We start from the raw sequence: 12450 nt of genomic DNA on the forward strand, positions 1-12450 counted from the left end.
ATTACTTTAATTAAAGAGTAATACTTATGTACTAATGCAAGATATTATTGCATAAATAATCTCAATGCAAGTTAACTTTGAGATTATTAAAAAAATGAAAGAAAATCTTGCATTCATGAGTATATGAGACAGTTTTATATTAAAATGACACATGATTACCTATTACTAATTGCTTTACCAACATAATATTATTGTAATATATACCTTGAATATTGGAGCAGTAACCAATAGATAGGGCGCATCGTTTTTAGAAAGCAATAACGATAAAACTCAAATAGTAGCAACATAAAATATTAGATAATACCTATCTAACTAAGGGTAAATTATGCAAGATAATCAACTTAGCAAAGAAGAAATCAGCCAATTAACAGAAGCTGACTGGAAAGAGCGTTTAAGCGCTGACGAATATCATGTACTGCGTGAGAAAGGTACAGAGCGTCCGTTCACAGGTGTTTATAACGATGCGACCGATGATGGCGTTTATCGTTGTAAAGGCTGTGGTGCTAGCTTATTTGACTCAAGTAACAAGTTTGATGCTAGCTGCGGTTGGCCAAGTTTTGACCAAGGAATCGATAACAGCGCTATTGAAGAGCATGTCGATAACTCGTTGGGTATGACTCGCACAGAAGTGACCTGCAGTAACTGCGGCGCGCATTTGGGTCATGTATTCCCTGATGGGCCTAGTGAAACGACTGGCATGCGCTACTGCATCAACTCAGTATCTATCGATTTGGATAAATCTGAGAAGTAGTTGTCAACTGGTCAGCTGTTTAGATAAGCTTAGACGTATAAAAAGGAAGCATGATGCTTCCTTTTTATTTGTTGGTACTCTTTTCATTTATTGGTAGTATGGTTGTGGTTGCTACTAAGAATATAGTAACGCTTAAAAAACAACTAAAATAATAATTCAATCAATTTAAGGAATAGATGATGAGTACTATTTATGATTTTACGGCTGAGCAGATGGATAGCACGACGCAAGCATTTTCTGACTATAAAGGTAAGGTGCTACTAATCGTCAATACCGCCAGTAAATGTGGATTTACGCCGCAGTTCGAAGGGCTAGAAGCGCTTTATCAACAATATAAGGAGCAAGGGTTAGTCGTTGTAGGTTTTCCTTGTAATCAATTTGGTAGCCAAGATCCAGGCAGCAATGATGAAATTGGTGCGTTTTGTCAAAAGAACTATGGTGTTAGCTTTCCAATGATGGCAAAGGTCGATGTGAATGGGGAAGGTGCTCATCCTATCTATGAATGGCTCAAAGAGCAAAAGGGTGGCGTACTGACAGATGGTATCAAATGGAATTTCACCAAGTTTTTAATTAGTAGTAATGGACAAGTCATCGATCGCTATGCACCAACGACCAAGCCAGAAGCTATTAAAAATGATATTGAGCAAGCATTAGCCAATAAATAAGTATCGAACTCAAAAAATATTGGTTTTTTATAAAAGTATAAAACCAATAAAAACATATGCTTGCTAGAAATTTCGATAAAAATGCAAAAAATATGTCAAAAAGTCGAAAATACTGTTTGACACCCAACTGTAAATCTATATAATACACACCCACAGCAGCAGAGCTTAGTGACAAACTTAAGAGCTCAGTTGATGTTGAATAAATTGCATAGCAATTATTCGCGGGTGATTAGCTCAGTTGGTAGAGCGTCTGCCTTACACGCAGAATGTCGGCGGTTCGAATCCGTCATCACCCACCACTACTTTAGCGAAGTGGACCTCTTCATAAAGGTAAAATGCTAAAGAGACCTAAGCAGCGGTAGTTCAGTTGGTTAGAATACCGGCCTGTCACGCCGGGGGTCGCGGGTTCGAGTCCCGTCCGCTGCGCCATATTTAAAACGAATTTAAACTCTCGAGTTTAAGCAAGTTTCGCCTCAAACAACTAGATTGTTTGAGGTTTTTTTGTGCCTGAATTTCCTCCTAAAGCCTTTATCCGTAAGGGTTTGTTATTCTATCTTTAAAAACTTCTAAGGAGCAATCTACTCTTTAGTAAGATATTTTCTATAAGTCTGCGTGCATGCACTCTGCCTTTTAAAAATCGGTGACCAAGTACTCGGTGACCAAATGGTGACTATTTTGTGACCAAGGTTATTAAAAGTTGCTAACGGTAACTGATCGCCAATTTTTATGCTTATCGATAAGTTTGGGAGCTTAAAGGATTAGCCTCAAACTAAGTTTAAGATAAAGACGGAAACCTTTCTACCCATTCACCGATAACCACTTTGTCAGTTTCAATACAAAATGGTATAGCCCACAATCTCAATTCTTCTGCTAAATAAAAACACTCCAAAGGTATTTCGAACTGATGATGCTTAGGATAAATAAGCATCATGTCCCCACACCCGTTCAAATATTTATAACCATAAGCAAATAACTGATAAATATCCGACTGACTGATATTGAAATTGTTATCACTGTTATTGAAGCTTATTAACTTCCATTTAGTATCAAGTACATGGTGATTTCTTCTTTCTTTACTGATTAATAGATCAGGTTTTAATTGAAAGCGCGGTTTTAAACCTTTTTGGTTATTCACCATGTGCTTACTAGAAGCTTGTGTTGTTAGTTGCCAGGGAGCTTTGATATCTCGTCGTAAGCAGTTTGCCACATACTTCTCGAACAAAACCTCCATTGGAAATAACAATGCAATACCACGGTGCTCTCCCTTTTGAAAGTTTGGATTAAGCTTTTCAAGTATTAGCTGGCACCATGGCTTTATTGATCGGTAGGATTGCAGTATTTTGATATCTGACCACTTGTGCATTGAGTTTAGAGGCTCTCTGAGACTCGTGATAGGGTCTAAGATGTGTGATAGCTCATTAGCCAGTCGCCAGTTCTCAGAACTCCTACAGTGCTGCTGTACATAATCCAATGCCGTTTTGATTAATTGGTTCTCAAGTCGATTTGGATGATAGACATCGTGACGAATATGAAAAAGATGAGCTCGGCCAACCGTTTGTCTTTGTTGAACTGCTATATCAAGCTGACCACGAATAAATCTACTTTCTTCTTCGATTCTTTGATAGTCAAATCTGAGCCCAGACGCTACCAACTCCTTTAACAAATGTAAAAACTGGTAGTATATCCATTCATGAATAGGTAGATTCATTCGATTGAGATTGGCGGATTGGGCTTCTTTATGAGATAAATTTAAGACGGAGCTTAGTATTTTGCATAAGACGGCTCTGCTCTTATCTGATTCCTGAGCACCTAAACCTGTCTTTGGTAGTATCTCAATACCTTCACCACAAGGACTTTCTAAATAACCTACGTAAGAATGTAACTGTAAGTATTGTGGGCGCTTATAAGTAATAAACCGCCCATAGCTCTCTTTTTCACTGAGTTCCACTAACCAATCAAAAGTTTCTTGCTTGATAACTGCTAAATCTAAGCTGGATGATGCTGTCTGATCGGTAGTCAGCTGAGCGTATTCTCTGACTTGAATCATGCTTCGCCATCCGCAGATTCAGGCTGAGTCTGATTTAGAATTTTCCTATAGGATTCAGGGCTGTTAAAAGCAGTCTCATTGATAAGGTAACGACGATCGTTTAGACCTTTAATACTACTATGGAATAACTCGCTAACGGTCGGAGTTATCGCCCCAGTTTGAACAAACTGTTCTGATGTATGTTTACTAGGATCATTCAACACCCAGCCAATACGCTCCCAATCTGAAAAGAAATACTCCTGCAGTAACGGGACAATCCGTCTCTTGAAAATGTTACCTAATTCAATTTCTTTTTCGTCATCTGAACCCAAGTCTTTCAAAGACCAAAAATATGAGTGTCCTATGGTGTGTTCACGATCTAGCAGGACTTCAATACGCTGATTCATTACTGTCAATATTTCAGATATAGCGATGCCATGAACTTCTATATCATCTAAAAGTTCAGGCTTAGGTAGTAGCTCAATAAAATCAAAACGGCGACGTAATGCCAAATCTAGCTGTGCAAGAGATTTATCAGCGGTGTTCATAGTACCTAGTACGTAAAGATTTGAGGGCACTGAGAACGGTAATTTCGAATAAGGCAGTATAACTTCGCGTACATCGGAGCCACCTTTACGCTTATCAGGCTCAAGTAATGTAATAAGCTCACCGAAGATACGAGATATATTGCCACGGTTGATCTCATCAATGATAAGCACATAATTTTCTTTATCAACTATTTTTTGAGTGACTAATTTAAGGAACTGATATTGATTTTGTTTTTTTACTTCATTCAATAAATCGTCCCAGTTAAACCTAAATAGCTCATAGCAAGCTTGAGGCACCATCTTATAATTATTATTTAATGGAAGTATATTTAAATTCATACCTCTCGCAATCCATTTGACACTCCTAACATGCGGGTAGTACTGGTTTAAACCTTCAGCATTCTCATCATATTTATAATCTGAAGTAACAATTCCGATAGCTTGTATAGATAATTCACTTTTTAGGCAAAGTATTACGTCACCAATTGAAATATCGTTAGCAAAACAATTTAGGGAGGACTGAGCCTTTTTCAAACTATCCCAGTAACTTTTCTCAACTAATCTTCTATTATCGTAATCAACATTTAAATCTCCAGTTTTGTGCCATCCAATTCTTGCTTCATTGTTATCAAGACAGTTTTTTCTAAACTCTCTTTCTTTAACTTCACCAATCGATAACTTCCATATTTTTGGAGAATTAGATAACCCCTCAAACTTCTCACTTTTAATAGTATTTCCTGCTTTTTTAGCTATCTGCTTAAAAACTCCAGACTCAACCTCATAATAAATCTGCTTTGTTTCTTCATCAGTTTTTGCTCTAATACCCTCAACAAAATCCTCATAAGAAAAGCTTTGATGAAAGGTAGTAAAAGCTATACGCCCTTCTGCATTTAGTTCATCATACTTAGCTTTTATAAGCTCTCTTCTCTCTGGCTCATCTAGGTATTCATCATTCAGTTCATCATACCAATCGGGGGCAACGCACTGTACAGCAAGTTCTGTAGTGCGATAGGTCTTACCTGTACCTGGAGGACCATATAGTATGCGATTTAGGCTTAGATTCACTATCGCGTTTTCATCAAAGTCATCATTATCTATCATGTTATCAATCCCATTCTCAAAGCTTCTTCTAGATGCTTCATCATAAATCTGCCAAAAAGGTTTGTCAGAAACTCTTTTTACTTCATTTAATGTACGTTCATAGTCTGTCCAATTGAACTTGGGCTGTTTGATATTATGTTCTATCAGCCAATGCCTCATATGACTATCTATAGGAAGGTAATTAGTAGGGCAGACAAGGTATAAGCAAAGTGTGATTAAAACAAATCCTGTATCAGGTATAGCTAAGGCTTGCTTAAAGGTTCCAGCTTGTATATTCGACGCTCTAGCTTGATGAAATAGCTTCCATAAAACACTTCCTATTTCAGCTGTACGCAGTTTAGGGTCTTCTGGGAACACGTATTTCTTACTATCTCTAAAATCTGGGATACCATTAAAATCTGCAGGAGTAATAGCATCTGAACGCATTATATGAAAAAGATCCACTAACAGATTATGTGTCGATTGGCTTCTTGTGATTAATAAAAAAAACGTAAAGGGATCCATCATACTTACTGCTTGAAAACCAATTTCGTTCGTAGGCATTCTTGAAATACTAACTCCGTTCCTTCTAAGTATATCTAATAGCCTTTCCTGATTATTCTCGTAATCTGCTATCCAATTCGCAATTGCCTCAAATGCAGGCGTCCACGTATATTTCTCACTGCTACGTCTTGTAAACATCAAATACTTATCCATGTTGAAAATATTAAAGTTTAAAAATAAAAATTTTTACGGCACTAACCCAGTGGGCGATCGCTCAAATGTTTGAGACTATATAGATGCCACTAAAGGCATACACAAAATAGGAGCGACACCATGAGTAAGTCTACACAAGCAAAGCCAACTTCGAACCAAGGCAACGGTGGGAATTGGCCAACTAAGAACGGTTCAAGCAATTCGTCGGGATCAAATCGCGGAAATGCAAAGCCTAAATAAATTCAAATATAATTAATTTGGAGAGGCAGATGCGGTAGCAAGCCACATCCGCTTTCAAAAATATGAGATATTCAAGTAACAAAGATTTTAATCATCATATAAAGCGCCTAATAAAGCAAGGCTGGTTATTTAGAAAGAAGCGAAAACACAATCAGATCGTTGCACCATGCGGACAGTCTGTTACTTTTTCTAAAACGCCGAGCGATCATAGGGCACTTAAGAATTTTATTAATGATATTAGACATACAAAAGAAGGATATGCGTAATGAGCAATACAAGCATTAAGAAAACCCCTTATTTCCTCCCTGCTGAAGTAGTAAGAGCTATTGCTAGAGCTATTGATAGCAAGAACGATAGTGAATCGTTAGATAACAAATGTCATGATCTATATTTAAGTAAGAATGAGCTTGACCAGCTTATCAATATACATATATATAAAGTTATCGAACGAGTTGAGCTAAAAAAATCAGTTGAGAATGAGCTTAAGGCTTTAGTTGCTCAAATTTTTGACGATTATCTGAAGGTAGTAGCAACCTACAATCTATCAGAGCGAAATAGAGACGATATTGGACCTTGGATCCTTGAAGCTTTCTTCTGTCCTAATCTAATTAATATTATTTATTTTTTAGGGATAAGGACTAAGCCTTTTGAAAAATCTGACTACGTTAAACTAATGGTTGATAATTCTTCTAGCTTAGAGCCAGCTTTTAAAGTTATTGAAAAACGGATTGAAGGTTGGAATACTTTTTATGCAGGTTTATCTAAGAGCGATAAAGATAAGATTACGGCATGGCGTCGTGGAGCTGATCTTCCTAGTCGTACCAGCTTAATATCTATTTTTAACACTCAAAATGCACCGAAGAATGTCTTAGTTTTCTTACTAACTGCACGTGCTATTGAATATTTCAAAAGAAGCCATGAGTCTGATATTTTTAACCAATATATTGAGCAGCCTAGGTCATTGGACTCATCTATGGTACTGTTTGAAGAGGCTATATTAGCCCTTGAAACTCGAGATACAGATTACGTTCATCGGTTATTTGAAAAAAACGATGATAAATTTAGAAATAGTATCAGTGCAATTATAATGGAGCTTCTGGCCTACAGTGTGGCTAGTTTTGCCAAGAATGATTTAGAACAGGCTAAAAAACGCTTTATTGATGCGTTTGATTTGAGCATATACAGATCTGGTCATATATGTGAAAAAGTTATTGAAGTTGGTTTTGTCATTGCTAGCTGGCAAGAGTCCCCTGATATGAACCTGATAACAAAGCTAAAAAGTATTCAAGCTCTGTATGGCTATACTCTACCTACAATAGTAACGAAAGACACCAAACGTAAGAAGGATAACCTAGTCGAAGACTGGGAAATCAATATGTGGCGAAGCAATGCTCAAAGGGTATTCAATAACTTCAAAGTTGAGCTACCAGAAAAATATAGAGTGAGCTCAGCTGTTCTACCTATAAATTTAAACGCGAAAGAGCTAGCACTTGACCTCAAAAAACCTAATAAAAAAGTAAACATAAATGATAATACTAAGCTTCATAGGAATAAGGGTAAGAGTAAGCAAGTAACGACACAGCTTATTTGGAATACATTACGAAAGGATCTAGATGCTGTTAATCAACTCTTGCAAGCTGGTGCTGACATAAACATTCTCTCCGATAACAAAGAATCAGCTTTATTAGTCGCTTTACAGCATATGAATTTAACTGAGCTTCATAAACCAAACGATAGGTTTTATCAAACGCTCAAAGATCTAGAATACGCGCCAAGAACGATTAAAGCAGTAACCGCTAAAAAGCATCTTTTTCCATTATTAAGTGCAGTGCAGACAGGACGATCCGATGTCGTTGAACATATTCTCTATCTAGGAGCAGATGTTAACCAAAAAGGCGGTAGTGGTCATTTAGACGCATTAACTACGTGTATATCTTTAATTGGAACGATTAAAAACTCAAAACTGCTACTCAACCAGTTTTCTATGATCACTGAAGATCCAAAAACGGCGATAGCTAGAATGAGCGATTTTGAATTTTCTGCCTTTATTAGAGAGACACAAGGTAGCCTTGGTTTCAATAGACAAGAAGTTACGAACCATCTTGCTCAAAGTATGAAAAGTCCGGATGCAATAGCTATTCTTAAAGAGCTATTTGGAGTTTTTAAAGAACAAACTCAGGAAAACTACAAGTTATTTAATTTGAGCAAAATGCGCGAAATAGCAAAGCTACTGATTGATCAAGGTGCAAATCCTAGCGCTAGATATGATTGGAGTGACATCGACGGATACACTCCATTCTTACTAGCCTGTGAGCTTGATGAGGATGAACTGGTCACTCATATGCTAAATACCGCTACTGAAAACTCAAAAGATGACATTATTAATACGGTATATAGAGACCGTAGAAATGGTAAAGCTGTGAGCTATGAAAAAATCTGTCAGCACTTTAAAACTGATGATGTAATGGATATTGTAGACAGGAGTTTAACTTTAGCGAGTAGTGATAAAGTGAATTAACTTCATTAGTGTAACCTTTTAATATAACCTGATAGCTATAGGAAAGTATTCTCGCTTTCAGGTTATATTAGCTCAAATCTACGTATACGAATCTATGGCACACATTCAATGACTGTAGTATTCCCATCATTGTATATTCTAAGTTTGGGCTCCATCATCTCGGTTCCATAGTCATAGACTATAAATTCAGGCTGAAATCTATCTACAGCTTGGCCAATATACACACAGGCCGCATTTGAGGCACAAACCAATAGATGTATTTTTTTAATACCATGCTTCTGATTTAAGTTAGTGAAAATTTCCTTAAGCCTATTAGCTAGTTTTTCACCTTCAAGTGGATGTGCTATTGCGCCATTACCGTATCCATAAGTTTTAGGAGGATATATATTTATTACTGGAAGCTTGTCTTGGACTTGTTGATTAAGATGCTCAATTGTTGCATCAATCATTGCAGCATCTGCGGTTAGTTTGACGCTAACAATAACCTCAGATTGCCCTGAGTCAATCTCTGGCTCGTCAATAATGAATGCATCTTCTCTAGGCTGCACCCCAGGCCACATCCAACTACTAGCATCTCTGTAACGCAGCATTGGCATTAATTTAGATTTATTACCGAATTTCGCACCAAAACCTATTAAAGCAAAAGTCGGACCTAAAACGAATACTGCGGCGCTAGACCCTTCAGTCCGATCATGAATTTTATTAACACATTTCTCAATATACTTTGAAGCATTCTCTTCAAAGCTATTATCAGTATCCATTGACTCACTTGCACCAGAGTTCACACTAATAATATGGTCTGATGCTCTATGTTCGAATACACTTAGAGAATTTGATATTGCCACTGAATTAGGCTTTTCTACATGCTGACTGTTTACACCCCAAGGAATAAAAAAAATATCAACTGGTGTATAATTTAGAGCATCAAGCAGCTTATTGCACAAATAAACATGCTCTTCACGCATTCTAGTTAACACTGTTATTGGATAATATGAGCTTGCAATTCTGTCTACCAAGCGATGATGTATGTCACACAGCAGCAAAATATTACTAGCCTCATTGGATAATAAATGTGATAGATATAGCGTTCCTCTAGGACCCTTAGTAGAGGACGCAATGTTGTGAGCTAAGTAACCGTAATTACCTTCGTAACCAGTCAATCCGTCGACATCTAAGCGTTGTCCGCAACCTCTGAACATACATCGTCCATGGCTATCATCCATAACTTTACGCTTAAGATAGACATCAAAATTTTTTCCTCTACCACCATCATTACTTTTCAAAATTAAATCATCTACGAAGAACTTTAGAGACTCATTAGTTAAAGGGTATGAGCTTTTCGGACAATTAGACCATAAAGACATAACATCATTTTTCTGCTTTATATTTTTAGTTTCAAAAGCTTCAACTTCAGAGAGTTTATAATCCACCGTTATTTCAAAATTGTTGCTTAAGTATTGAATGAATAAGTGATTGTCATGATCTGTCAGAGAAAATCTAAAAACATCAATCAATTCACCGTTATTGAACAGTAATGTCATTAAGTTATGGTAACTTGCGTCTGAAAGAAAGCCAACATAGTCCCATTGCAATCCTGTTTCTCTAAGATGATCGAGATATTGTTTGGCCGAGTCAAGATCGGTAAATATAGTCTTATTTAGGGCTTGATCTTGCGAAGTCTGAGTTCCCGCAGATGGATTATTTGCAGTCATTTTTTAATTGTCCTTATCATAAAAGGGTAAATAGCCTAAAAATATTTGAGAGTTTTGAGAGTAGGCAATCCAAAAGCCAATATGACTAGTACCAACGATGACATACAAAATACGTTCCGATAAATATTTAGAGCTAGTAAATTGACTCGCTAAATCATTCAAGTCAGTAACAGATGGATTAGGTTTTGGCTCAGGGTGTGTATGCCACAACCCTAGCAGACCGCCATAACCATTAGTCTCCTTCCAATATTTTTTGAGAGCTTTATTGTGAGATTTGGAACGAAAGAAAGTGGTGCGAGTACGCTTGTCTCTGAACATGGGCGTCGTTAATTCGTCTACCAGTATCGTATGACTATTTGGATAGTATCTGCCTAGTAATATACCGCCAGCTTCCTTTGATCTTACGTGCGATTGTCTAAAACCGAACCAAGCGGCTATTACAGACTCTGATATTGCGCCATCGTATGCTTTATCATTTTCCTTCCATACGATGCGATTGTTTAGGTACTGCAACATGAACACCCTGCGACTTTGATAGCATTTAATGGTTGTAAATAGTAACCGCCATTTTGTAGAGTTGCCTCATGGTGTTTAGTAGCCTTCAAGTTATAGTCAATCGGTAACTTGTTAGTCGCACACCATGATTGCAATCCAGTTTTTTGTTCAATTACGAACTCAGCCATTATTACTGCTGTTTTCATAGCGTGGACTGAAGCATATGCTGTGAACGCTCCAGCGCATCCAGTGATATTTTTCGATAGAACTATGCCAGAAGGATTACTAAACAAACTGGTCTTTATATAATTTGAAGAATTGCCATCGTCATTATAGTAAAGACATTTCAAACAGGCATCCTCATTGCTTCTGAATCCTAGAATATGACCACCCAATCCGTAAGCCTCTAGCCAACCAGAAACAACATGAACATTCGCCTCATAAGTATATAGGCGTCGGCACACTTCTAGTTCTGTTGGTGGGTGACCTGTAGCTAACACTATAGAATGAATTTTAGATAGCTGTTCACTATTTTGACTAATGAGCCAGTTTAGAACATTATTCTTGTAGACTACGATTTCTAACTCAGGTATGTTTTGTTGAAGACGATTTTTAAGAGCACTAACTTTAGACTGGTTGACATCTTGTACTCCAAGGTAATGCCGCATAATATTGTCGGTTTTCATATCATCATAATCAACCAGTATTAGCTTATCGATATCTGACTCAGCCAGTATCTCTGCAACTCTTGACCCAACTGAACCGCAGCCAGCTATCACAACGGTCTTTTTACTTGAAAATTGAGACTCAACCCCAGTACGATTAAGTAAGTATTCGCGCCAGCCACGCTGTAAAGTTTGAACCGTGAAATTACGATACTTATTTGAAGTCATATCCTGATAGTAGGAAACGACCAAGTATGTATGCATTTTGGGTGTGGGTATCTCTAAGAGAACAATTTTAAAATTACTTTTCTTCTGTAAGCTATCCAACTGATTTTTACTGAATTTTGATATTTGTTGCTTCCACCAGTTTTCATCAAATGATTCAAAAAGATTAGAAATAACAAAATCCTCGATACGAGGTAAGGGTATCTTAGTTACTTTTATAGCAGTATAAGGGCTAGAGCTAGGTGGATGTTGGCTAGCACCATCTACTAAATATTTAATGTGATAAAACTGAGGTGTATTACGTTGTCTCGTGCAATTAATACACCACGCATATAAACTGTCAGATTGATTTGGATTGTGTGTCGCAACGATAACTGGTGCATCTGACACGACTGTCTGGTTATAACCATCAATTTCTTCGTATAAAGCAATCCTGTTACCAGCTTGATATGATTTAAGAGAGTTCGTAAGAATGCCTATAGCAGTGTCTACAACATATTTAAAAAGACCAAATAAGTCGCCGCTATCAAACATCTCACCTTGATGATCTGTAACACATATCAAGCCATTATTACCTACATGATCTAATGCTGGTAAGTTGCACTGAGCAACTGACACTGTGGGCAGCAATAGCCAGCGCTTTTGATCAATATATTTGATTGATAAAGGGATTGTCTGTCCATGAATATCTAAATCAAAGCCAATGCTTATAAAACCGTTCTTCTTATCCTTACTCTCAATGTTTTTACCACCAATAGAGCAAATATAATTTTCGAAGCTTTGCTTTGATCTATCATTAATTGTCATT

At 37.1% G+C, this 12450-nt stretch carries 8 protein-coding genes and 2 tRNA genes; 5 read left to right on the top strand and 5 right to left on the bottom strand.

Going from position 1 to position 12450, the window contains the following annotated elements; genetic code table 11:
• Positions 1-325: 325 nt before the first annotated feature.
• From msrB to I6E83_RS03450, 4 genes are all read left to right on the top strand, one after another.
• Positions 326-751, top strand: a complete 426-nt coding sequence (gene msrB, locus I6E83_RS03435) for a peptide-methionine (R)-S-oxide reductase MsrB (RefSeq protein WP_194197216.1) — start codon at positions 326-328, stop codon at positions 749-751.
• 179 nt (positions 752-930) lie between these two features.
• Positions 931-1416 (top strand): glutathione peroxidase, encoded by a 486-nt coding sequence (locus I6E83_RS03440; RefSeq protein WP_197099987.1) that lies wholly within the window; start codon positions 931-933, stop codon positions 1414-1416.
• Between the two features lie 223 nt (positions 1417-1639).
• A tRNA-Val gene (locus I6E83_RS03445) sits at positions 1640-1715 on the top strand.
• 53 nt (positions 1716-1768) lie between these two features.
• A tRNA-Asp gene (locus I6E83_RS03450) sits at positions 1769-1845 on the top strand.
• Between the two features lie 346 nt (positions 1846-2191).
• Here the strand turns inward: I6E83_RS03450 and I6E83_RS03455 are convergent.
• Positions 2192-3463 (bottom strand): McrC family protein, encoded by a 1272-nt coding sequence (locus I6E83_RS03455; RefSeq protein ID WP_197099988.1) that lies wholly within the window; start codon positions 3461-3463, stop codon positions 2192-2194.
• Positions 3460-5772 (bottom strand): AAA family ATPase, encoded by a 2313-nt coding sequence (locus I6E83_RS03460; protein WP_227680796.1) that lies wholly within the window; start codon positions 5770-5772, stop codon positions 3460-3462. The genes I6E83_RS03455 and I6E83_RS03460 overlap by 4 nt, the downstream gene beginning before the upstream one ends.
• Before the next feature lie 520 nt (positions 5773-6292).
• Here I6E83_RS03460 and I6E83_RS03465 point away from each other — a divergent pair.
• Positions 6293-8545: an ankyrin repeat domain-containing protein gene (locus I6E83_RS03465; protein ID WP_197099989.1), complete on the top strand. Its 2253-nt coding sequence runs from the start codon at positions 6293-6295 to the stop codon at positions 8543-8545.
• Positions 8546-8637: 92 nt separating this feature from the next.
• Here I6E83_RS03465 and I6E83_RS03470 read toward each other — a convergent pair whose 3' ends face one another.
• The 3 genes from I6E83_RS03470 to I6E83_RS03480 are packed head-to-tail and all read right to left on the bottom strand — an operon-like array spanning position 8638 to position 12449.
• Positions 8638-10257 carry an SAVED domain-containing protein gene (locus tag I6E83_RS03470; RefSeq protein WP_197099990.1) on the bottom strand — a complete coding sequence of 540 codons (1620 nt, stop codon included), beginning with the start codon at positions 10255-10257 and terminating at the stop codon, positions 8638-8640.
• A 3-nt stretch (positions 10258-10260) separates the two neighbouring features.
• Positions 10261-10773, bottom strand: a complete 513-nt coding sequence (locus I6E83_RS03475; RefSeq protein WP_197099991.1) for a Mov34/MPN/PAD-1 family protein — start codon at positions 10771-10773, stop codon at positions 10261-10263.
• Positions 10758-12449: a ThiF family adenylyltransferase gene (locus I6E83_RS03480; RefSeq protein WP_197099992.1), complete on the bottom strand. Its 1692-nt coding sequence runs from the start codon at positions 12447-12449 to the stop codon at positions 10758-10760. Before I6E83_RS03480 ends, I6E83_RS03475 begins: the two co-directional genes overlap by 16 nt.
• Position 12450: the final 1 nt, after the last annotated feature.

The organism is Psychrobacter sp. SZ93C1, assembly GCF_015864635.1.
Lineage (GTDB): Bacteria > Pseudomonadota > Gammaproteobacteria > Pseudomonadales > Moraxellaceae > Psychrobacter > Psychrobacter fozii.

Coding starts and splice junctions, on each gene's coding strand:
- msrB (WP_194197216.1), top strand. CDS start 326: ATGCAAGATAATCAACTTAGCAAAGAAGAAATCAGCCAATTAACAGAA.
- I6E83_RS03440 (WP_197099987.1), top strand. CDS start 931: ATGAGTACTATTTATGATTTTACGGCTGAGCAGATGGATAGCACGACG.
- I6E83_RS03455 (WP_197099988.1), bottom strand. CDS start 3,463: ATGATTCAAGTCAGAGAATACGCTCAGCTGACTACCGATCAGACAGCA.
- I6E83_RS03460 (WP_227680796.1), bottom strand. CDS start 5,772: ATGTTTACAAGACGTAGCAGTGAGAAATATACGTGGACGCCTGCATTT.
- I6E83_RS03465 (WP_197099989.1), top strand. CDS start 6,293: ATGAGCAATACAAGCATTAAGAAAACCCCTTATTTCCTCCCTGCTGAA.
- I6E83_RS03470 (WP_197099990.1), bottom strand. CDS start 10,257: ATGACTGCAAATAATCCATCTGCGGGAACTCAGACTTCGCAAGATCAA.
- I6E83_RS03475 (WP_197099991.1), bottom strand. CDS start 10,773: ATGTTGCAGTACCTAAACAATCGCATCGTATGGAAGGAAAATGATAAA.
- I6E83_RS03480 (WP_197099992.1), bottom strand. CDS start 12,449: ATGACAATTAATGATAGATCAAAGCAAAGCTTCGAAAATTATATTTGC.